The organism is Arthrospiribacter ruber (genome assembly GCF_019343195.1).
Classification (GTDB): Bacteria; Bacteroidota; Bacteroidia; order Cytophagales; family Cyclobacteriaceae; genus Arthrospiribacter; species Arthrospiribacter ruber.
This window is the reverse complement of sequence record NZ_RPHB01000005.1, coordinates 426,218-448,767: the sequence shown is the minus strand read 5'-3', so window position 1 is coordinate 448,767 and position 22,550 is coordinate 426,218. Positions and strand designations below refer to the sequence as shown.

Below are 22,550 nucleotides of genomic sequence, written 5' to 3'. Positions count from 1 at the left end.
GTGGACTTTCTAAGAAGCGTATTATTTATTGTTTTTATTTTTCAATTTAAAGCAGGTTTCTCACTGGCTCAGGCCGGGCAGGAACCTGCTTTTTGGTTGGATAAAGTTAACAAAGTCAATAATGATCCTACACTTTCCTGGTCTGAAAAGCTGGAAAAAGTAGAGGTAATCCGTCAACGGTTTTTGAAGGATAACCAAAAAGATGGGGTTTATGCTAAAATCATTCACCGTATAGCTGATTACAAAAGAATCTTGGGTGATTTCTCAGAAGCCATCAGCCTGATGCAGGAAGCTATCGCCATCAATAAATCCGGTGCTCCCCATGCCGAGGAGCATTACCTCTCCTTCACTTTCTGTAATATTGGGATAGCCTATCAGGAACTGGGACTACAAGAAAAAGCAGAAGCGTACTATGACAGTGCGTTTAACCTGCACAAAAAATACCCTGAAGAAACTTTTTCCCCAGCCTACATTTCATTCGACAGAAGAACCGTCTACAGCTTTAATAAGGGTGAATATCAGCGCACGGTGGACTTATTGGATTATGCACTTGGGGCAATTTACGGTCTGGAAGGCACTATTCAGGAAACTTTGTTAAAAATAAAAAAAGGCAGAGCACTGCTCGAGCTTGGAGAAATCGAAAAGGCAGAAGAAATTTTCCAAAAGAGCATCGGGATTTTTGAAAATGAACTAGCTTCGGGAGAATTGTTGGGTTTTGCCTACAACACTTACGGCATTTATCTGGCAGCTGTTAACAGACCCGAAGAAGCTGAAACTTATTTTTCCAAAGCTATAAACTTGTACCTGAAAATGGGATATCTGGGAAGTGTGCTTACTTCACTGGATGAGCTTTATTACACTTGGGCAAAAAAAGATGACCAGAAAGCCCTCACTTATCTTTACAAATCAAAAGAATATCTAGAGCCATATCCTGATTCAAGGCAAAATATGTCAGCACTCAATAACATTGGTGCTACTTTCACACGAATGGGGCGCTATGAAGAGGCAATGGAGTATTTTCAAAGGGCCCTGCAAATTGCCGTGAAAGGGTTTGAACCTGATGATCAATACCAAAGCCCCACCCTTGCCCAAATTAGAGAGACGGATAACTATTATGAAGTCGCCATGATCCTAAAAAATAAAGGGGAAACAATGTCAAAGCTGTTTCAAATGGAATTGTTTCAACCCCAAGTTCTGGATCATGCTCTTGCCTTATATAGGCTTAATGACCAGGTAATTGATTTGATGAGGTGGAACCAACAATCCGAAGGCACTAAGGCTTTTTGGAGGGGCTACACAAAACCCATTTATGAGAATGCAATTCAGGCTTCCATGATAAAGAAAGACTTTGAAGGGGCTTTTTACTTCATGGAAAAAAGCAGGGCTGTGATGCTCAATGATCAACTTAGCGAAATGGGAGCTTTAAGGTTTATCAATGAAAATGACCTTTATAAAGAGAAAGAATTAAAAACCGATGCCTTAGCCTTAAAAAATGTGCTTTTGGAGAAGGAATCTGAAAGTGAGGATTTTCAGAAAGCAAAGGTGGACTGGTTTGAGGCCCAATCAAAATACGAAACCTTCATCAAAGAACTGGAACAGAGATACCCCAGCTATTATCAATACAAATACGATACTTCCGTCCTTTCATTGCAACAGCTTCAGGAAGAAGTGTTGGCCAGAGACCAGGCTTACCTGTCCTATTTTGTGGGAGAAGAAGCCAGCTATGTTTTATTTGCGGCAAAAGATAAAGCGGGACTCAAAAAGATTAAAGCAAAAGACCTGGAGGAAAGTTCAAATCAGCTTCTGGAACTGATGTCCAACAAATCCAAACTCAACAGTGATTATGGAACATTTAAAAATACCTCTCATGGTCTGTACAGGGAATTGATCCCTGAAGAAATCAAGGGATACCCTAGGGTAGTGGTTTCTCCAGATGTTTTTTTCCTTCCTTTCGAGTTTTTGATCACAGACTCGTCTGATGACAATTCCTTTATGTTGAAAAGTCAGGCTTTGAGTTATACTTATTCAGCAGGTTTTCTAGCCAAAAACCAAAAGGGTAATAAAAAGCATTCCCTATTTGGACTAGCCCCAGTAAATTACAGTATTGACATTCAGCAGGCAAGTCTTCCCGGCGCAGATCTTTCACTAAAAAAAATCAAAGGCTTTTTCCCAAAAAATAACCTTCTCACCCATGAGCGTGCCACCAAACAGAACTTTCTTGATCACCTGTCTGATCATTCCATCATTCAGCTTTATTCACATGCAGTAGCTGATACAGAAGGACAGGAGCCTCGTCTTTACTTCTTTGATACATCTTTGCCACTTTCGGAATTGCAGCTTTTGGGAGGATTACCCGCACACTTGATTGTATTGGCAGCATGCAATACCGGTGTAGGTAAATTGGTGAGGGGAGAAGGGGTGTTTTCCCTGGCAAGGGGCTTCGCCGCAGCCGGTATTCCAAGTAGCATCACTACGCTATGGGAGGTGGAAAACCAGGCAACTTATGAACTCACAGAGTTGTTTTACAGATTTTTGAGTGATGGCCTTCCTAGCGATGTGGCCTTACAACAAGCTAAATTGGAATTTTTGGAAAATTCAGAAGGCCAAAGTTTACCCTATTTCTGGGCAGGGCAGGTTCTTGTAGGCAGATCGGATGTTTTGCAACCAGCTTCAGGCTTTGGGTCAAAAATCCTTTATCTAGCTCTTGTTTTGGGGGTGATGGTTGTATTCATTTTACTTTTCATAAAAAGAAGAAAAATAACAGAAAGCTGAGGTAACAAATCATGATTTGTCGGATATCCTTATGAAAGACGGTTAATAAAGAGTAAAGCTTCCGTCCTTCATTTGGGGGTGAACACAACTTTTGGGAAAACCTGGACTTCTGCCGCTGTTATTTTTTAGCGGCAAACCTCCCCAATCAATTAGCCGATTTTCGTTCTTCCAACACCTCTCCTGCGATCACAGCAGATGTCTTATTCCCAAAACTATTTCTGATAAATGTCAGGATTTCAGCCACCTCTTCATCTCCCAGATGTTCAAATGCTGGCATCTCCTGCTGATATTTAACACCTTCTACCTCAATTTCATCAGATATTCCAAATAAAGTTACCCGTATCAGGCGGCCTTTGTCACCCGTCACCCAAGAAGTTCCGGCAAGCGGTGGAATCAGACCATCTGCACCTTTTCCTTCAGGTCCATGACAAGTGAGGCAGTATTGTGTATAAAGCCGGGCCCCTTCGGCCAGATCATCCGGTACATCATAACTCCAGTTTTCATCCAAAAGCTCAATAGATTTTGTTTCCCTTTCGTAAACAGGGAGCTTGTCAATGAGCTTACTGCCTCTGGGCAAAAGTCTCATGATGATGATTCTGTCCGGAACCTCAGGAAGGCTATCGTAAAGCCAAGGCTGGAATCTTGGGTGCCAGTCATGGTTGCTGGTGCTGAAATAGATCATCCCATTGGAATCCACTTCTATGTCTCTTATCCTTCCGAATACCTTCTGAAGGTAAATGCCTTCTTTTGTAACCTTGGTTCCTTCTTCATCAAGTTGAAGCACACGGAGGGAACGGCCCTTCATGCTGGCCTGCAGCAGACTGTTTTCCCAATCCGGGATCTTGCCTTCACCGATATAGGCAGTCCCTGCAGTAGCAATGGTAGGGGTCCAGGCAATTAAAGGATCGAGTGTGTTATGTTGCTGTGCATAGGCATTCTCTTTATCACTATCTGCAAATCCCTGTATCTCAGGCCATCCATAATTACCCCCTTTGACGATAAGGTTTACCTCATCGTCATTGAGCGGACCATGGTCAGAAGCATATAATTTATCTCCTTTGCCAAAAACCATTCCTTGCGGATTTCTCAGTCCCATAGCCCAAACGGGGTTGTTTTCAATGAGGTTGTCGTGGGGAATGCTGCCATCGAGATTTAGTCTGAGGATTTTTCCTCCCAAAAAATCCGGATCCTGAGCCAGGTCAGTTCTTCCAACATCCCCAAGTGAGAAATAGAGTTTTCGGTCAGGACCTATGATCAAGCGCGATCCATTGTGAAAAGTAGCTCCGGGAAGACTGTCCAGAAGTATCTGAGGATTTCCTGTCCCATCTGAAGTTATATCATATTTGACCAATCTGGAACTGATCAATTCCTCTCTTCCTTCTCTGGGAATAGAAAAGGTGTAATGAACAAACAGCTGTTTGCTTTCAGGATCCACACACATGCCCAAAAGCCCATAGGATTTTTTTGCCAATACATCCGGAATGTCCAACATGAGTTGTTTTTCCTGTTTCTTGAGGTCATAGCGGTACACTTTTCCTTCCAGTTCAGTAAACCAGATTGCCCCTGACTCTGCTGTTTCTATATCCCAAGGTACGTTGAGACTGTCTACTAAAGTGCTGATTTCAAGAATGTCATTTTCAAGTTTGAGGTAGGCAATGACATTCTCCTTTCTTTCACCTTGCTTACAGGAAAGACAAAAGAATACAATGAAGTAAATCCAATACTTATTCATTTTTCAATGTCCATTTGATTCCCTCTTCCAAGTGTTTTAGAAATTCAGAGTTTTGATAATGTTTGATATCATGCCCTAATGCAGTATAAAATATTCTGGCCTTTCCAAAGTGATGATACCATGCCAAAGGGGTAAATTCACCGAATACCGTTCCAGGATAGTCTTCTTTTTTATCGTCTTCAATGGTTTGTAGGTCAGCAGCCAAAAGAATATTGATAGCAGGATTGAAGTGGTCAAAATAATAACATTCGTCTTCCCACTTCCAGACCTTGTCCAAAAAGGCAGTGGATGGGTGGCTGTCATCAATTACGTGAATGTCAAAAGCCTGAAATTCCGGATGACTCCTGAATTTCCCTCCCTGCATTTTCCAAAACCATGGCCAGTTCCTCTCGGATCCTGTACTGATATGTATGCCGACAAAAGCACCTCCATTTTCTATGAAGCTTCGAAAGGCTTCTCTTTGTGCATCGGAATAGAAAGCTTCGTTATTGGTGTTGTTGAAGATGATCAGATCCAGATTTTTGAGCTTACTTTCAGTAAAAAATTCAGGATCATCACTTACAGACATTTGGAGGCCATTTTCTTTTCCGATTTTCAAAAGCGCTTTTGTACTGGCTGTTAAATTGTCATGTACATATCCTTCTCCATTGTGGGTATAAATCAATACCTGCTGGCTTTGAATGGTGCAGGAAAGTAAACATAGGCAAAAGAGCAGCAGGATTTTTTTCATAATTGAAAAATAGCCCAAAAAATAAAATGACCCAAAGGAAAGTTTACTAATGGGTCATTTTTGCCAGGATCATGCTTCGCCGTCTGTCAGACAGTTTTCCCCTTTGAGCATTGGGATAAGTTCTCCTAAGTTTTCAACTTGAAAGTAATTCTCATGCTCTATCTGATAGTCAATGGTCTCATGTTCCCAGGTAGTGTGGTAAGGGACATGCACAGCAGAACCGCCCGCTTGCAAAACAGGTACTATATCGGACTTCAAAGAATTGCCAACCATTAAAAACTCTGAAGGCTGACAGTCTAAGTGTCTTATCAGTTTCTGGTAGTCTTCTTTGTGCTTATTGCTCATGATTTCTATATGGTGAAAATGCTTCGCCAGACCTGATTTCAAAAGTTTTCTCTCCTGATCCAACAAGTCTCCCTTGGTAGCCATGACTATCCTGTAGTCACCATTGAGCAACTTCAGGGTATGTTCTACCCCATCCAGAAGGGTGACAGGTTTGCCGAGTATTTCCCTGCCTATAGCCATGGCCTGTTCTACGAGATGCAAGTCTCCTTTCATCTCGGTGATGTTCATGATGGCCTCTATCATACTGAGGGTAAACCCTTTGACACCATATCCATAAAGGGGGAGGTTATTGACTTCAGTTTTAAACAATTCCCTGTAGGCTTCTTCCTTCGGTAGGTATTCCTTTATCATTTCGCAGAATTTCTCTTCTGCCTCCCGGAAGTAGGGTTCATTTATCCATAAGGTGTCATCTGCATCAAAGGCAATTACTCTAATATGCTTCATTTAAGATTGGATTTATTCGTTGTTTTTAATGTACGGAGTGAATAAAGAAAGGGATTAGTTTAACTCCTCTGCTAAAAGAAGATTTTGTCCGATAACCGGTTCTATCAAAAGACCCTCGATTTTTTCCCTGTTATCTATCAGGATGTCCCAAGGTTCCATCCTGGGCTCATCCGAAAGGTCAAAAGTACCAAAGTGCATTGGAATAAAATACTTTCCTCCCAAAAGATTAAAAGCATCAATGGCATCTGTGGGGCTGATATGAGATTGATGCATGAACCACTCGGGCCGGAAGGCTCCCACTCCCATCAGACAAAAGTCAGGGGTGCCCAGTGCATTCTTGATATCTTCGAAATGGGGACCTTTACCCGAATCACCCATGAAATAAATTTTCCTTCCCCTTTCCTCAATAAAAAAACCACCCCATAGGCTTTTGTTGTCGTCCCAAAGCCATCTTCTGGACCAATGTCTACTTGGAACAAAGGTGATGTTGGGACTGTCATTTCCTGTTTGAAACCTTTGAAACCAACCTGCCTCTTGAATTTCCTGCCCATCTGTCCAAGAGCGGATTACCTTTCCTACACCTAAGCCAGTTAGAAACACTGCCCTGGGATACTTTCCTGAAAGAAACTCAATACTCTGCTTGTCACAATGATCCCTGTGATTGTGGGAAATCAATATGTAATCTACTGGAGGAAAGTCTTCCAAAGGAAATGGAAGTTCGCTGTCTCTTTTCAAAAACATATTGTCCATCAAGATAGGGTCAATCAGAGTGGTTATACCGGACAGTCTGATCAAATAACTCGCATGGCCAAGCCAAATCAGGTAATCACCCTTTCCGCTCAGGGTAGCCGGATCAAAATCAACTACAAGCTTTCTGTTTTCCCTTTCTTTGGCTTCTTTGTAGGGGTTTTTACTGGTTTGCCACTTTAACAAATCACCAAAACTGGATTCAAAGGGATGATAAAGGTTTTCGAACTTTCCATTAGGGTTCTTTGGAGTGCCCGGCCATTCGTCCGAAGGGGCTATGGTTTCCAAGTCATTATTGGAGACAAAAGTCATTTTTTCATTATTGTTATTGATGGCCATAGTCCAGATAAAAACAGGTAATGCAATTGCGAAAGAAAGGCCTAAGATTCTTTTCATTTGAATTATAACCCCCAAATTCAATCCATAGTTTTAGGAAGCGCTCAAAATATAGCTGATGGCATCAGAGGGACTTTTGATTTTCTGAATTTTATCTTCCTGGAGTTCTTTAATTAAGAAAAATTAATCTTTTCCAAAGGAAGTGAGAAATAAACAATAGTTCCTTTTTCTTCCTGTGATTCAATCCAAATTTTCCCTCCCATTAATTCTATAAATTCTTTACAAAGAATCAGACCTAAACCAGTACTGGGTTCTCCACCGGTTCCTTTCCTTCCTGTTTTTCTGTCCAGATTGAATATAGTAGCAGCCTCCTTACTGTCCATGCCGATTCCATTGTCTTTGACTAGAATCAACACATCATTTGTCCTTTCCACCGCCATGACTGACACTGCACCTCCTGGTCGGGTAAATTTCAGCGCATTGGAAATCAGATTTCTGAAAACGGTATTCAGCATATTTCGGTCCGTAAAAACCTGAATATTTTCCAATATATCCTGTTGGAGGTCTATTCTTTTTTGCTTGGCGGTTTCGGATAGTAAAGAAATGTTTTCTCTTACCAATTGGTTGAGATTGATGGTTTCAGGATAATAGTCCAACCTTTTGGTTTTGGATAGGGTCCAATGCATCAGGTTAGTGAGTAGGTTCATGGCTTTTTCTGCCGATTCTGAAATCAACTTAGAGGTTTTTCCAATTTCAGCATAATTTTGGTTTTGCACTTCATCCTCAAGTATCTTACTGAATCCGATTATGGTGGCAAACGGCCCTCTTAAGTCATGCGCTATGATACCGAAAAACTTATCTTTTTCTGCATTGATTTTTTCCAGCTCTTGATTTTGCTCTGAAATCATAAGGTTTTTCCTGTTCAGTTCTTCCATTAGAGCCTGCTTTTTTTTGTTTCTTCTGTTGAGGATATATGTAAAGCCACTGAAACTTAATACAATAAGAAAGGTAGCTATCCAGACTATCCAAAGCTGGTTTCTCCTACTTCTCAATTCTATTTCATTTTGAGCCAATTTGTACTCTATTTCCTGGGTTTTGAGTTTTATTTCCAATTCATCAGCAGTGAAAATTTTCAGATTTTCAAGGACCTCAAGGACACTTTCGTACGCATTCTGGTATTCTCCCTGGGCTGCGTAAGCTTGGTGAAGTACATTGAATCCCATATATTCATAGGCCTTTATGTCTAAATTTCTGGATTCTTCTATAGCCATTTTTGCAAATTCCATTGAAGTTTCAGGTTGGTTTAGGTAATTGGGGAGGTGAAGCATGGCAAGATTATAAAAAACCAAAGGCAGGTCTTCATATAAGCCGCTATCTTCGATGATTTCAATAATTCCCTGAAACCTTCTTACTGCTTCTTCATATTGAGCGGTATAGGTAAAATAAGCTGCATGTATGATTTCAGTAGAAATTACCAGATCATACCTTTGTTTGCTTATGGCAAGCTCATTGGCCAGATGGATATAATTCATCAAAGAATCCTTATACTGTTTCCAGGCCGGATCTTTGTCAAACATCAGAGAAGTTTTTGAGTCGGGTTCTCTAAATTCCTTTTTCACTTCCACACCTTCTGTTTCCAAAAAAATTATTTCAAATAGAGTTGCAGCCATTCTATTATAAATTCGGGCCAACATCACACTATCTTTTTTTTCTAAAAAATAATCAAGCGATTCCTGTAGAGATTTCATGGCTAAAGGATAGTTTCTTGCCGCTCTATAGGTTTCACCCAGAGACCTCTTCGCGGCGTTTACTCCATCAAGGTTGCCCAAGGACTGATACATTTCAAGAGATTCGTTTAGTCTTTCGGAGGCTTTAAAATGATCTCCGTATGCATTATAAGCCATCCCTGATCTTTCAAGTGCGAGCGCTTTTTTCTCTCTGTTGCGAAGTGAATCTGAAAGCTGTATGGCTTTTTCACTGAGCTGAAGAATTATTGCAGTATTGTAATTTTTGTCCAGAAGCTTGAAAATCAGTTCCAGTCTTTTTTCAGAGGACTTTTCCTGATAAATATAGGTGTCCAAGCTATCCAGACTTTGCTTGGCCGTAGCTTTAAGAGGTTGTAATAAAAAAAGTATGATAAAAATTGCTGAGCATGCCAATCCGGCTGTTTTCGGGTTGCAATTTTTTGTGGAGATCGAGACTGATTCCCTCATACAACTTTGAGATGGATTAGATTTAAATAATGGGCTTTAATTCTCAATATATGTATAATATGCTGAGAAAATTAAGTTTTTTCTATGAATTTTTGATTCAGGCATATTTGATTTTATTCAGATATACTGAAATCAACAATGCCGAATTTTATATTTAATAAGTATATTAATGCCTTTAAAAAGTTTTCTCTAAACCAATAAACCTTATTCAACCATGAAATCAAGAAGAACATTTTTGCAGCATCTGACAATGAGTGCGGGGATTTTGCCATTAGCTTTAAGTCAAACGGGTATTCTTCAAGCCATGCCGAAACCTTACATTTCCCAAGTGCCAGATGGTCCAGTTTTAAAAGTCGCTCTAATGGGGCTTGGAAGTTATGCCGACAGAGTCGCCAAAGCCATGCAAGACTGCAAAAGAGCCAAAATCACTGGACTGATCTCAGGCACTCCTTCAAAGCTGGAGTCTTGGGGAGCTGAATACAATGTGCCAGAAAACAGCAGGTACAACTATGAGAATTTTGATGCGATCAAGGACAACCCGGAAATAGATGCCGTCTACATCATCACCCCCAATGCCCAGCATCATGGGCAATGCTTAAGGGTAGCCGCAGCCGGAAAACATGTCATATGTGAAAAGCCAATGTCCATTAATGCAAAAGAGGGGCGTGAAATGGTTGAAGCTTGCGAAAAGGCAGGAGTAAAGTTGCTGATAGGATACAGAATGCACTTTGAGGCGAATACACTCAATGCTGTCCGAATGCGAAAAGAAGGTGAGTTGGGAGATATACGTTTCTTTCAGGGGCTTAGCGGATTTAGAATAGGAGATCCAAATCAATGGAGACTGGATAAAGACCTTGCAGGTGGAGGAGCCATGATGGATATAGGAATTTATGCCATCAACGGTGCCCGGTACATGGTAGGGGAGGAGCCTATTTGGGTCACTGCCCAAGAGGTGAAAACAGATCCGGTAAAATTTAAAGAGGGGGTAGACGAAACAATTACTTTCCAAATGGGATTTCCAAGTGGTGCCATTGCTTCTTGTCTATCAACCTACAATATGAATTATTTGGATAAATTTTTTCTCAATGGAGAAAAGGGTTTTGTAGAAATGCAACCGTCTACTGGATATGGGCCCATAAAAGCTAAATCCCATGAAGGTGACATTACCAAGCCCCATGTGACGCATCAAACTACTCAGATGGATCAAATGGCCGCCATCATTCATGATGACATGGAACCTGAGATCCCGGTAGATGGACAGGAAGGATTAAAGGACATGAAAATCATTGATGCCATTATGCTGGCGGTGTCTTCCGGAAATAAAGTAAAGTTGGACTTGGTATAATGATATGATCGGTATGCTAAAGACCCGCATCGATTTCACTGGATTTTTCTGAAATTTCCCGGATAATCTTATCTACTTCCTGAGCAGAAGCAATTACATAGTCCAAAAACTCTCCATTTTCTGAAGCATTGTCTTTATTGCTTTTGATCAGGTCTATGAGCCCCATCATTCGGGCCAAAGGTGCCCTGACTACGTGGGATTGTATCCATGCAATCTCCCGTAGTTTGGCATTTTGTTGCTCAATGGCATTTAGATATCTGATTTTCAATGTGATATCGTTGGCAATTATAAGCCGTGCTTTCTTTCCTTCAAATTCAATTAGGTTTGAGTGAATTTCTACAGTAATAGGAGTTCCATCCTTTTTCAGATGTTCATAAATTCCCATAAATTCACCCTTATGTCCGTTGCTTGAAGATTTTTTTAAGGTATCCAGAATTCTACCTTTTTCTTCAGGGTTTCTGATATGTAAGATATCCATTTTCAGAAATTCCTCCCGACTATAACCGTATGTCCTGATAGTAGCCTCATTTACTTGTAAAAATTTCAAAGAATCCTCATCAAAAATATACATAGGCTGCGGACTGAGCTGAAAAAGCTCAGTGTACCTTTGTTCAGTAAGCTGGATTCGTTTCAGGTTTTTATGTCGTTCTATATTGTAGGTGATGGATTTAAAAAGAGTTGTGGCATTCAGCTCGTCTTTGAGTAAATAGTCTGAAACACCAAGAGATAGACTTTTTAAGGCAAAAGATGCATCCGTATAACCTGTCAGTACGATGAGTGGATTTTTTCTGGCCAATTTGACTGTTTCTGTGATAAGGTCTTCACCGCTTTTATCGGGAAGACTAAGATCAAGCAATACCACGTCATATTGTTTGGAAGTTGATGCCAATAAGGATTTGGCTTCCTTGAAGCTTTGGCAATGGTCGACCTGAGGGCGGGCTATCAACTCTTCCAGGTAATCCTGAACTAACATAAAATCACCCAGATTGTCCTCGATCACCAGAATATGATAATCTGATGAATCTTTCTTCATTGGTACTAGACTTTAGGTAACTTGGCAGTATTCAGCCAAAATTCTTCAATAGAGGCAATAGCCTCCTGAAAACTGTCGACTTCTAAAGGTTTGGTGATAAAGCTATTGGCATGCTTGTCATAAGATGCAAATATATCCTTTGATGATGAGGACGTGGTAAGCATCAGGACAGGGATGTGCCTATATTTTTTGTCAGATTTGATGGTTTGTAGCACTTCATGGCCGTTGAGTTTGGGAAGGTTGATGTCCAAAAGAACCAAATCAGGCTCTTTTACATGTTCAAATTTCCCCCTTTGATATATAAAATCCAGGGCCTCTTCACCATCTCTGGCAACACTGAGTTGGTTTTTGATATTTCGTTCGTCTAAGGCCTCCTTAGTGAGTAGGATATCCCCCTCATTGTCCTCGACAAGCAGGATATGTATTTCTTTATTCATTGTGGTAAATATAAAAGAATATGTCAATTTTTGTATGGAATATTAAAATACTTTTAGTAGAAAATTTTGCCATATCTCATCAATCCGGTTTCTTCAGTCTTATTTATTAAAGTCACTTACCTTTATTGATGCTCTTACCGAATTTAATAAAATGAACCAAACCCAATATGGGGCCAATGCTCAAAGTAACCAACAAAAACATAGGATGTACTGCGGTTTGAACCCAATTCAAAAGCTGTATGCTGAAGATGGTAATCCCAAAGCCAATACAATTGACAATGGTCAAGCCTGTACCTTTGTTTTGGGCTGGGGCACTTTGGGCGACTAAAGTGGAAAACATAGGGGAATCAGCTGTCACTACTGTACCCCAAAAAACCAAAAAAACTAAAAGTAGAATAGGTGATTGTTGCCAAAACATCAATGGAGAAAGGAAACAGCATGTGCCGGAAAGAAACAATGCTGTTTGGGCGATTGCCTTTGGACTGGATCTTTCAGAAAGGATTCCCCCCAGTGCGCAGGAAATCCCCCCAACCGCGATGATCACAAAAGACCAAAAGGAAAGGTCAAACCCTCTGCCGTGTATATCACTATAAGCTGTAAGAAAAACTGGAAGGAATGCCCAAAAAGCATATAATTCCCACATATGTCCAAAATAGCCGAAAGCAGCTTTTCTGAAATTGTATTCCTTGAATACTGTCATAAATAAACTGAAATCGAATTCTTTGGAAGGGCTCCGATAGGGGCCATTGGGAACAAACAATAGCATACAGGTTCCCCCGATAAGTGAACCCAAACTGGTAAGGTAGACGACGTAATGCCACTCTAGTCCCGCAGTAAATGACCGGATGAAATGTGGGAAAGCTGTGCCCATTACCAATGCCCCTACCAATAATCCAAGTGATTTTCCCAAGCCTTTTTGGTAGTAGTCTGATGCGATTTTCATTCCTACCGGATAGATTCCTGCTAGGAAAAACCCAGTACCAAACCTTGATGTCAAAGCTGTGATAGCATTAAGGGTATCAAGACTTAGAATGAAATTACAGACAGAGGCCAGAACAGAGCATAAAAAGAACAAAGAAGAAGGAGGAAATCGGTCTGCCAGCGTCAGGATGGCAAAGAGCAATGTACCGCTTATGAAACCAAGCTGAACAGCGGATGTAAGGTGTCCCAGATAGCTTGGGGCTAGACCGAAATTGGCCACCAATTCAGGTAAAATGGCGTTTCCGGCAAACCAAAGAGAAGTACACAGGAACTGGGAAATGACGATAGTGAAGAGGATATATGGAGGCGTACTTTTTTGGGATTGCATTGCTTTACCGATAGACGACAGCTTACTTCCGGATGCTTTTGATTACCTTTTCAAGGTCTATGACTTCGAGAGGTTTGGTAAAGTAAAAATCTGCCGACAACTTTTGTGCATCCATTTTATCTTTGGTGGAGGATGATGTGGTGAGAATGGCTGTTGGAATATGCATCAACTTCGGATCATTTTTTACGGCCTTGAGCACCTCCAATCCGCTTCTTTTGGGCATATTGATATCCAGAAAAATCACGTCGGGAACTTGGGCATTTTTATAAGGACCTTTTTTAAACAAGTAATCAACTGCAGCCGCACCATCTTTGACTACTGTGAGGGGACATTGATAAGGACTTTCCTCTATCAATTCCGAAGTCAGCAGAATATCACCATCATTGTCTTCGGCCAATAAAATGTGGACAATCATGTCTTTCATTCGGAGACGTTTTTTTACAATATCACAGATTTTTAGTTAAAGAAAAAGAAAAATTAGTCCCATTTCGGACATCTGACTCCAAAATTATTTTGCCGCCCAGGTTTTCCACACATTTTTTTACAATAGCCAGACCTATTCCTTGTCCTTCAAAATCTTTTTTGTGATGTAGTTTTTGGAAAAGATTGAAAATTCTGGATTGGTCCTCTGGTCTGATTCCTATTCCATTATCTTTCACAGAAAAGATCCAGGAGTCTTCGGATTCTGCGCAGGAAACTTCAATCCTTGGAGTTCTTTCGGGATGCCTGTACTTGAGCGCATTGCCTATAAGATTGTGGAAAATCTGAGAAAGCGGAACCGCATAACTTTCAACTACCGGAAGTGGATGTATGATGACTTCAGCATTTTTTTCATGGATAGATTCATTGAATATTTTCACAGATTCTTTTACCAGCATACCTACATCTATTATGGATTTCTTTCCATCAAATCTTCCTACTCTTGAGTATTCCAAAAGACCGGTAATCATTTCTTTCATCCTTGCGGCTCCGTCACTAGCAAAATAGATGTATTGCTTCCCTTTTTCATCCAATTGCTCATAATTGTGCTTTTCGAGCTGCCTCAAAAATCCTGTAATCATCCTCAAAGGTTCCTGCAGATCATGTGAGGCAGAATACGCAAATGTTTCCAATTCGGCATGTTTATTTTCCACCACTTTAAGTGCTTTCTCCAAGTCGGCGTTTTTTTGATCTAAAGTCGTTTTTAATTTTCTTTCATTATTGATGGATTTTTCTAAAAGGTCAAAAACCTTTGGGAATAATGCAGATATAAAAAAGCCAAGAAATACAAGGTTTGAAGCTACAGTGATAAACTGTGGAATATTGTGGATGGGCTCATCTTTCCAAATCATTATCTCTAAAGTGATGAGAAAGGCGAAAATTACAGAAATCAGCAAGTTGATAAAGGCAGGGTAATATGCATACTTTACGGGGAAAATAATGGTGCAAAAAACCGATGCCGCCAACATATACAAAAATCCCGGCCCTGAAAGCCCAATGATAAAGAGTAGTCCAACCCCTACAGTGTAGAGCGCAGCTATAAACATGAAATTTCTGGCAGCAAGTGAAATCCGAGGTGAAAAACCTGAAAGTAAGACCAAGCTTAAAGCTATGCTGTCAATGAGAACGACACTGGGATAATTCTCCTGTATGGCGAAAAACACCCCCGGAATATAGGCAATCAATGAAAGCGGAATAATAAAAACCAATGAATAATAGGTCAGAACCGATCTCCATTGTAAAGTAGTATCCCATCCCTCTGATTGAACGCCCAGGTTTCTTTTGATCAGTCCGGTATATCTTTTCCAAATGTTCATGTATTGTTTTTTGGATGGGAGAAATAGAAGGTACTGCCCTTGCCATATTCGGACTCTACACGGACTTCACCATTGAAATTCTCCACCAGCTTCTTGACTATACTAAGGCCCATTCCGGTGCCTCCGTATTGGTCCTTGCCATGTAGTCTCTGGAAAATAATGAAAATTCGGTCAAAATATTCTTTTTCGATCCCAATTCCATTGTCCTGAACAGAAAACTCCCAGCAATCATCGAGTTCTTTTACTTTTATGGACAGTTGGAGAGGAATGTTATCATTTGAATATTTGAAAGCATTATTGATCAAGTTATAAAACAACTGAAAGAAGGGAGTTTTGTAGCCTTTTAGTTTAGGAAGATGGTCTATATGGATTTGGGCTTTTTTCTCTTCTATGCTTTTTCGGTGCATGAGCAGTGCTTCTTCCACCACTTCATTGAGATCTATCATGACCTGATCTCCTTCGTTTTTTCCTACTCTGGAAAAATCCAATAGATCCAGAATGATCTGCCTCATTCTTTTTGCCCCATCCACAGCAAAATGTATGTATTGTTTGGCTTTTTCATCGAGTTTGTTGCCGTATTTTTTTTCCAATTGCAATAAAAATGAACTGACCATTCGGAGAGGTTCCTGTAAATCGTGGGAAGCCACATAAGCAAACTGCTCCAGTTCAGCATTTGATATTTCCAATGCCTTTGCTTGCTTCTTCAGGTCTCTGTTGAGACGCTGAAGGGATGCCTCGTATTCCTTTCTATGGGTGATGTCTGACATGGCACCTACAATACGGACTGCTTCGCCTTTTTCATCCCTTACTATCAAGCCTCTATCCTCTACATTTGCGTATGTACCATCGGCCTTTAGGTATCGGTATTCTTCTTTCCAAAACTCTGATGAAGTGTCCTTAAGGATTTCTTCCCAACTGTTGGACACTCTTAGTATGTCTCTTGGATGGATTTTTTCAATCCAACCACTTAGCATCGAATTTTCCACTTGGGGATCATATCCAAAAAGAACCCTATATCCCTCAGTCCAGTAAAGTGAATCAGTTTTGACATCATAATCCCAAATGGCATCATTGGTAGCCATGGAGGCTTTTTCAAAGCGCTCATTGGATTTGACCAATTCTAATTCCGCAACTTTCCTTTCAGAAATATCCTGAATACTTCCCGAGATTTTAACAATTTGTCCGGCCTCTCTTTCTGCTTTTCCTATTACCCTTACCCATTTTTCTTTGCCTGTAAATGTGATCAATGTCACTTCAAGATCGAATGGAATTCCCTTATCGATACAATCTGTAACAGCCTTATGGAGTTGTTCTCTGGAGGGGCCTTCTTTATATAAGTTAATGCCGGCTTCTAATGTGGGAATAAAATTTGCCGGTACCTCAATGATTTCACAGGTGATCACTGACCAAAAATTGCGGCCCGTTAGGAGGTCTACTTCCCAACTACCAAGCTTGGCCAATCGGTTGCTGTCTTCAAGTAGTAAGTTCAACTTAACCCTATCAGTGACATCTCTCCCAAAAGCATAGGCTACACCATCATCTCCAAACAATTTTGAAGATTTCCAGGAAATCCATTTGTAGTCACCTTTGAAGGTCCGGTACCTGTTGACAAAATTGTCTGCTTGTCTCAGTCCAGAAATGGTTTCCCTGTATTCCTTATTGGTAGTATTCAGGTCATCCGGATGCAAAAAATCGACAAATGGTTTTTCTGTAAGTTCTTTATCTGAAAAACCCAAAAGCTTACAAAACGAAGGGTTAACCTTTCTGAAATACCCACTGGAATCTGCTATAGCCAGTATATCAGGAGAATTGATGAAAAATTCCGTCAATTCCTCCTGTTGTTGTTTTCTTATTATCTCTGCACCCAAGTAATATTCAAGATGACTGAAATATACCTGATAGTAAAATTCCTGGCTGGCCTTATTTTTATTTCCCAGTAATATGACGCCTATTATTTCATTATTATTGAACAAAGGAATACTGGTAATCTGGGTCACTTTCAGCACTTTCAGCGCATCAATTCTTTTGAATTCGGTAGTGCCAGACTTAACTTGCCACTTGTAATTACATTTATTTTGCCATACTAGTCCAGGTAACCCCTCACCGGAAGAAAATTCAAGTTTGGTTCCTGTCTGATGATAAAAACTCTTCAGGGAATCATTGCCGTCATAGAATGTAAAGAGCTTGATGCTCTCTCTGGAATGGTTTACCAACCAGATTTCACCCAGAGTAGACTCGCTCATTTCAACTATGTAATTCAATACTTTTTCGAGAATTGACTTGGTTTTATACCCATCTTTGAAAAACTGCCCTATTTCTGCTAAAAAATTATTCTTGATCAATGCCACTTTTTTATGGGATTGCTCTCTCAGAGATCCAATCATCCTAATTGGATTGCCCTCTTTATCCCGGACAAGATAGGCTACTTCCTCTACAAATTGATAGGTGCCTTTGCTATCCAAAAATCTAAACTCATTGGTCCATTGCACTTGGTCTGATCGTTCCATGAATGCATTCCACCTGGCCTCTTCTTTATTGGCATCAGCAGGGTGAATCAGTGCCAACCAATCAGCAATCCTAAAGACACGGTTTTTATAATCATGACCGAATAATTTCTCAAATCCCTCGCCCCAAGTAAAATCATCGTTGATGATATCCCAGTCAAATATGGCTTCTTTCGTGGCTTTCTGTATAAAATGAAATAGCTCATTGCTTTTTTCAAGTTCTTTTTGGGTAAACACCAGATCTGTGATGTCTGTGCTGTTGACCAAAATCCCTCCTATATTAGGATCTTCAAACAAATTGGTGGCAGTACTTTGAATCCATCTGTATCCGAATGCCTTATGTTTGACCCTATAAGGATGAGAGGTTACTCTTTTTGTTTGGCTGAGAATTTGAAATTTTGACTTTACCCTAGTGATATCATCAGGGTGAATCAGATCAAAGGCCGTGAGTTCAACCATCTCCTCAGTTGTAAAACCCAAATAAGTCTCATGGTTGGGACTGATAAACTTGTATTTGCCTTCAAAGTCCACTACAGCAATCAGGTCAGACCCCTCCTGAACCAAGGTCTTAAATTTTTTTTCACTTTCTTGGATCTGTCTTTTGGCTTTTCTTTCGAAGGTTACATCCTTTGCAGAAAGAAAAATCCCTAAAATATCTCCAATTTCATTTTTGGCGGGTTTGTGTGTGAATTCATAAATCAAGGATTTACCTTGTTTATTGGTGACCTGTGTTTCTGTAACAAAGGTTTCCCCCTCAAGGACTTGATGGTACATCTCTGCCAGTTGGGTTCTTTTTGCAGGATTGGTGTAATTGAGGATAGAATCAAACTTCACCACATTTTTACCAAAAAACTCACGGTACTGTTCCTGGAATCTTTTATTAGAAGAAATGATTTTTAAAGATCTGTCTATCAATAAGAATGCCTCATCCGTATTGTTGAGCATCATGCTGATCTCAAAAAGATTTTGCTTTTGCTCTGTAAGGTCCACACCTACCCCATACAGGCAGGGTTGGTTTTGAAAATGTATAAATGAAGCCTTGAAAAAATGAGGTTTGAGTGTGCCGTTTTTATGAAGAATATTGGCCTCAAGGCTGGATTGTCCATGTAATAAGGCTATCTGTATTTCAGAAGTGACTTTCTTTCTTTCATTCTCCGGAAAGCAGGAAGTGGCATCCATTACGGCTATTTCCTCATCAGAATTCCCGGTGACTTCGTTGACTTTTTTGTTCCAAAGAAGCATTTTGCCATTTTGGTCAAAGACAAAAAACACGCCTTGTAAATTGTCAATCAATTCTTGGGTAAAATTGGAGTCAAGTTTACTGAAAATGGGGGTTTTGAATTTCCCTTGAAAGATCTTTTTAAGGTGGTTGCTGATTTCACTCCTTTCCAGAATAGCATCTGCAAGATCTGTTTGGATCGATAGGTTGTCTTCAAAAGCCTCTTCCCCTGCCTCTTCAGCTAAAATATATGCGTTTTTGGTTTTAAGAAATGAAAGTTTGGGAATTAACTTTTTGGTATGGCCCCTGAGTACTACAGCCAGAATTTTGATATTTTTTAATATTTGGTTTTTTTCTACTTCATGGATAAATTTCTCTGAAGGAAGTGTTAAATGTGGAGAGTCTGAAGTTGATTTTAAACTGTAATAGACCGTGCCTTTTTTTGGAATAGAATCATGATTGAAGGGCTGAAAATCCAATTCACCTGCATCTCCTAGATTTTTGGAAAGGTTAGTTTGTTCGCTTGAGGATATAGGCTGATTTAAAAAAAAGTATTGGTTTTTACACTTTTTGAGGGAAACAACCAAATCAATCAAATCCGAAAGCCTTCCCTTAGAATAGTGAATGAACGTAATAAAGGAAGTGTCTTGACTCCATCTTGCCATCTCGAAGGTATTTTGGGTACAGCTTAGTAGATGGCTAAATTATCAAATCAAATGGTTATTTATAGAAAATGAACATTCATTTTTGATTTATTGTCGTTTACTTCAACTTTATTTCTTGAGATACTTGTCATTGAGCCCCTTTCCTTCAAGAATCAAAGGTTTTACTTTTTCCAGTCGTGCTTTTTGGGTGACTTCCTTTTTAGCACCATTGACATGTTCGAGGTATTCTTTTTGTTTGGAAAGACTGAGTTTTTCAAAAGAGTCCTTGAAATTTTTATCTTTTTCGATTTCTTCTGCCAATAGTCCGTTAATTTCCAGGTCAGTGATTTTTTCGGGGATCCATTTTTTCCCTTCTTTTTCGTTTTGGATGGCCTCTTTGATGTAGGCTAGAATCAGGCTTTCATCAATCTCTTGCATGTTGGCAAATCTCCACTGCCTCAACGCTTTGGTTTTGTTTTCTTGGGCATTGATAAATTTGCCGGCCGGGTCTGACATAAAGACTCCGTTGTAAAACCAGATCCCGACGTAATTTTTGAACCCACAGATCCCGACCACATTGCTGCCTTCATGAGTATACACATCTATGCCCCATTTGATACTGTGTTCAAGTCCGGAATTTTGCATAATTCTGTTCAAATATGCTATTTCTTCATTCCATGCTGATGCTTCTTTTTTCATAGTTCCTTTTTTTCAAATTTACAGGTTAAAGATACAAAGTGTATCGGAATCATTTCGCTGAAGACTCTTTGTAGGCACTTGGTCTCTTTTTATGATAGTCAAACTGCTTTTGGTAGGCATTTGCAAGGTGCAATATTTTTGCTTCTTCAAAATAATTGCCAATCAAGGTGATGCTGGTAGGCCGGCCCTGATCATCAAATCCATTTGGAATGCTCAAGGCCGGATGGCCTGTAAGGTTGGTGATGAGCATTTGTCTGCCCCCATAAGTGGATGAGAGAATCACATCGTATTCCTTAAACAAGGCATGGATTTCATCAATCAGCTTTCTTCTGTACCGGTTTGCCTGCAGGTACTCTACCGCAGGAATCAATCTGGATTGTCTGAGTGAATTTGCCCTAGAGCTCTCGTCTTGTTCCACGAGGTCCCTATGGCCACCTTCACGGACAAGAGCATCAAAAAAGGCTCCTGACTCTGCCCTAAGGATAATGTCAAAAGCTTCGAAAGGGTAATCAGTAGGGAGCTCTATGGGTTGGATTTCCAGGTTAAGGGCTTTGAATTCATCTAGGGTCTTCAAATAGGCAGCTTCTTGAGTAGGGTTTAGTGATGATGAATTGAATTTTAATTGAGCTATTTTAAGTTTCTGAATATCAGGATGTAAGTTGTATTCAAATGAACTTGGTTTGGAGCTTCTGTCTTTTCGGTCCTGTCCTCTGATGTGGTCATAGACAATTGCGCAATCTTCAACGCTTCTACAGATGGGCCCTACCTTATCCATACTCCAGGAGAGGACCATAAAGCCATGTCTACTTACGGTTCCATAGGTCGGTCTAAGACCTGTAACGCCCGTCCTTGTAGATGGTGAAATAATAGAACCTAAGGTTTCTGTTCCAATTGCAAATGCTGCCAATCCAGCTGAAACAGCGCTTCCAGAACCAGCAGAAGAACCTGTTGCACCTTGACTTAGGTCCCAAGGGTTTTTGGTTTGCCCACCAAACCATACATCGCCTCTTGCCAAACTTCCCGTAACCAGCTTTCCCAAAAGTATTGCGCCTTGGTCCTCCAGTTTTTGGATAATGCTGGCTTTTTGGTCAATTACCTGATTTTTGTATGGAGCGGCTCCCCAAGTAGTGGGATATCCGGGAACTGAAGCGAGATCTTTGACTCCATATGGGATGCCATGAAGAATTCCTCTATATTTTCCAGATGCAATATCCTCATCAGCCTGATCAGCCTGGGCAAGTGCCAATTCTTCTGTCAAGGTGATAAAAGATAAAAGTTGGGGATCGTACTTCTTAATCCTATCCAGATAGATTTCTGTCAGTTGCCTGGAACTGATTTTTTTATTTTTGATCAAATAAGCCAGTTCAGGAATCGATAAATAAGCAATGTCCTCCTGGTTTTCGGGCAAATTTACCTGCACGGGCAACTTCCAATCCAAAACCGATGTTTGTGTTGGAAAAATATAATCCACTGGGAAGGGATCAAATGCCATTGCAGGGTCTATGTGATTTTCCAATGGAAATTCCCTCATTTTCTCATAGCCTTTCAGGTTGCCACGGAGGTAATCCATCATGGTGTCAATCTCATCTCTATTAAATTCGACCTGAATCAAACGAAGTGCTGCCCGCACATCCGCTCTTTTAAAAGTGTTTCCAGATTGGGCTACCAAAAAGCCCAAACAAAAACCTGCCAATAGCAGCACCCATCCAAATTTTCTCATGGAGAAAAATAAAGAAAAAGAATGAAAACCTGCCTTTAAAAAATCTACTAGGGCAGTTTTTTGGTATCAAAGGTTAAGATGAGGGGGCTATACTAATCTTTGAACTCAATATTTTTATGTGTTCCATCACAATAAGGCTTTGTTTTGGAGCTTCCACATCTACAAAAAGCAGTGGTCTTAAATTTCTTCTCTACTTCTCCATTGGAGAGCTTGACCTCTATATTGCCATACACCATCAATGGACCATTAGGCATGACCTCACAGGTTTGGGACGATGGTTCTTGCCGGGTTGCAGGTTTTTCCTCACCCTCCTCCATATATAACCCTAATGCTCCTGATGGACATTGCTTCACCTGATGTACAAGGTCTTCGGTACTAGCTCCTTGAATGTTGATCCATGGTTTTTCTTCAGGTTTAAAGACTTTAGGAAGTCCTTTAACACAAATACCTGAATGAATGCATTTCTCAGGCTGCCATATCACCGTTACTTCACCGTTGCTATATTCTTTCTTTTTCATGTGGTTA

Annotated in this window: 16 protein-coding genes; 2 read left to right on the top strand and 14 right to left on the bottom strand. The window is 40.3% G+C overall.

Going from position 1 to position 22,550, the window contains the following annotated elements; translation table 11 throughout:
• Positions 1 to 2,772: a CHAT domain-containing protein gene (locus EGN73_RS12645; protein ID WP_219290313.1), complete on the top strand. Its 2,772-nt coding sequence runs from the start codon at positions 1 to 3 to the stop codon at positions 2,770 to 2,772.
• Between the two features lie 145 nt (positions 2,773 to 2,917).
• On the opposite strand, the gene EGN73_RS12640 is transcribed toward EGN73_RS12645, so the two are convergent.
• The 5 genes from EGN73_RS12640 to EGN73_RS12620 form a co-directional block, all read right to left on the bottom strand.
• Positions 2,918 to 4,504, bottom strand: coding sequence for a PQQ-dependent sugar dehydrogenase (locus EGN73_RS12640; RefSeq protein WP_219290310.1), 1,587 nt, complete (start codon positions 4,502 to 4,504; stop codon positions 2,918 to 2,920).
• Entirely contained in the window at positions 4,497 to 5,234 is a 738-nt protein-coding gene (locus EGN73_RS12635; protein WP_219290308.1) for a ThuA domain-containing protein, read from the bottom strand. Before EGN73_RS12635 ends, EGN73_RS12640 begins: the two co-directional genes overlap by 8 nt.
• A gap of 69 nt (positions 5,235 to 5,303) precedes the next feature.
• Positions 5,304 to 6,023: an HAD family hydrolase gene (locus EGN73_RS12630; protein ID WP_219290305.1), complete on the bottom strand. Its 720-nt coding sequence runs from the start codon at positions 6,021 to 6,023 to the stop codon at positions 5,304 to 5,306.
• A 54-nt stretch (positions 6,024 to 6,077) separates the two neighbouring features.
• On the bottom strand, positions 6,078 to 7,166 hold the full coding sequence (locus tag EGN73_RS12625) for an MBL fold metallo-hydrolase (RefSeq protein WP_219290302.1): 1,089 nt from the start codon (positions 7,164 to 7,166) through the stop codon (positions 6,078 to 6,080).
• 113 nt (positions 7,167 to 7,279) lie between these two features.
• Positions 7,280 to 9,187: an ATP-binding protein gene (locus tag EGN73_RS12620; RefSeq protein WP_219290299.1), complete on the bottom strand. Its 1,908-nt coding sequence runs from the start codon at positions 9,185 to 9,187 to the stop codon at positions 7,280 to 7,282.
• Positions 9,188 to 9,533: 346 nt separating this feature from the next.
• On the opposite strand from EGN73_RS12620, the gene EGN73_RS12615 reads away from it, so the two are divergent.
• Positions 9,534 to 10,664, top strand: coding sequence for a Gfo/Idh/MocA family protein (locus EGN73_RS12615; protein WP_219290297.1), 1,131 nt, complete (start codon positions 9,534 to 9,536; stop codon positions 10,662 to 10,664).
• Between the two features lie 16 nt (positions 10,665 to 10,680).
• Here the strand turns inward: EGN73_RS12615 and EGN73_RS12610 are convergent, their stop codons facing one another.
• The 9 genes from EGN73_RS12610 to EGN73_RS12570 all read right to left on the bottom strand — a co-directional run bounded on the left by EGN73_RS12610 (position 10,681) and on the right by EGN73_RS12570 (position 22,543).
• Positions 10,681 to 11,697 (bottom strand): response regulator, encoded by a 1,017-nt coding sequence (locus EGN73_RS12610; protein WP_219290294.1) that lies wholly within the window; start codon positions 11,695 to 11,697, stop codon positions 10,681 to 10,683.
• Between the two features lie 5 nt (positions 11,698 to 11,702).
• Positions 11,703 to 12,134, bottom strand: a complete 432-nt coding sequence (locus EGN73_RS12605; RefSeq protein ID WP_219290291.1) for a response regulator — start codon at positions 12,132 to 12,134, stop codon at positions 11,703 to 11,705.
• Between the two features lie 112 nt (positions 12,135 to 12,246).
• Positions 12,247 to 13,443 (bottom strand): MFS transporter, encoded by a 1,197-nt coding sequence (locus EGN73_RS12600; RefSeq protein WP_219290288.1) that lies wholly within the window; start codon positions 13,441 to 13,443, stop codon positions 12,247 to 12,249.
• 22 nt (positions 13,444 to 13,465) lie between these two features.
• Positions 13,466 to 13,867, bottom strand: a complete 402-nt coding sequence (locus EGN73_RS12595) for a response regulator (protein WP_219290285.1) — start codon at positions 13,865 to 13,867, stop codon at positions 13,466 to 13,468.
• Between the two features lie 22 nt (positions 13,868 to 13,889).
• Entirely contained in the window at positions 13,890 to 15,239 is a 1,350-nt protein-coding gene (locus tag EGN73_RS12590; RefSeq protein ID WP_219290282.1) for a sensor histidine kinase, read from the bottom strand.
• Positions 15,236 to 19,627, bottom strand: a complete 4,392-nt coding sequence (locus EGN73_RS12585; protein ID WP_219290279.1) for a PAS domain-containing protein — start codon at positions 19,625 to 19,627, stop codon at positions 15,236 to 15,238. The genes EGN73_RS12590 and EGN73_RS12585 overlap by 4 nt, the downstream gene beginning before the upstream one ends.
• Positions 19,628 to 19,735: 108 nt before the next feature.
• Positions 19,736 to 20,305 (bottom strand): YdeI/OmpD-associated family protein, encoded by a 570-nt coding sequence (locus EGN73_RS12580; RefSeq protein ID WP_219290275.1) that lies wholly within the window; start codon positions 20,303 to 20,305, stop codon positions 19,736 to 19,738.
• Positions 20,306 to 20,354: 49 nt separating this feature from the next.
• Entirely contained in the window at positions 20,355 to 22,025 is a 1,671-nt protein-coding gene (locus EGN73_RS12575) for an amidase (protein ID WP_219290272.1), read from the bottom strand.
• Positions 22,026 to 22,117: 92 nt separating this feature from the next.
• Positions 22,118 to 22,543 carry a (4Fe-4S)-binding protein gene (locus EGN73_RS12570; RefSeq protein ID WP_219290269.1) on the bottom strand — a complete coding sequence of 142 codons (426 nt, stop codon included), beginning with the start codon at positions 22,541 to 22,543 and terminating at the stop codon, positions 22,118 to 22,120.
• Positions 22,544 to 22,550 lie beyond the last annotated feature (7 nt).

Excerpts from the sequence above, each read along its gene's own strand:
- EGN73_RS12640 (WP_219290310.1), bottom strand. The coding sequence starts at position 4,504 with ATGAATAAGTATTGGATTTACTTCATTGTATTCTTTTGTCTTTCCTGT.
- EGN73_RS12635 (WP_219290308.1), bottom strand. The coding sequence starts at position 5,234 with ATGAAAAAAATCCTGCTGCTCTTTTGCCTATGTTTACTTTCCTGCACC.
- EGN73_RS12630 (WP_219290305.1), bottom strand. The coding sequence starts at position 6,023 with ATGAAGCATATTAGAGTAATTGCCTTTGATGCAGATGACACCTTATGG.
- EGN73_RS12625 (WP_219290302.1), bottom strand. The coding sequence starts at position 7,166 with ATGAAAAGAATCTTAGGCCTTTCTTTCGCAATTGCATTACCTGTTTTT.
- EGN73_RS12615 (WP_219290297.1), top strand. The coding sequence starts at position 9,534 with ATGAAATCAAGAAGAACATTTTTGCAGCATCTGACAATGAGTGCGGGG.
- EGN73_RS12610 (WP_219290294.1), bottom strand. The coding sequence starts at position 11,697 with ATGAAGAAAGATTCATCAGATTATCATATTCTGGTGATCGAGGACAAT.
- EGN73_RS12605 (WP_219290291.1), bottom strand. The coding sequence starts at position 12,134 with ATGAATAAAGAAATACATATCCTGCTTGTCGAGGACAATGAGGGGGAT.
- EGN73_RS12600 (WP_219290288.1), bottom strand. The coding sequence starts at position 13,443 with ATGCAATCCCAAAAAAGTACGCCTCCATATATCCTCTTCACTATCGTC.
- EGN73_RS12595 (WP_219290285.1), bottom strand. The coding sequence starts at position 13,867 with ATGAAAGACATGATTGTCCACATTTTATTGGCCGAAGACAATGATGGT.
- EGN73_RS12590 (WP_219290282.1), bottom strand. The coding sequence starts at position 15,239 with ATGAACATTTGGAAAAGATATACCGGACTGATCAAAAGAAACCTGGGC.
- EGN73_RS12585 (WP_219290279.1), bottom strand. The coding sequence starts at position 19,627 with ATGGCAAGATGGAGTCAAGACACTTCCTTTATTACGTTCATTCACTAT.
- EGN73_RS12580 (WP_219290275.1), bottom strand. The coding sequence starts at position 20,305 with ATGAAAAAAGAAGCATCAGCATGGAATGAAGAAATAGCATATTTGAAC.
- EGN73_RS12575 (WP_219290272.1), bottom strand. The coding sequence starts at position 22,025 with ATGAGAAAATTTGGATGGGTGCTGCTATTGGCAGGTTTTTGTTTGGGC.
- EGN73_RS12570 (WP_219290269.1), bottom strand. The coding sequence starts at position 22,543 with ATGAAAAAGAAAGAATATAGCAACGGTGAAGTAACGGTGATATGGCAG.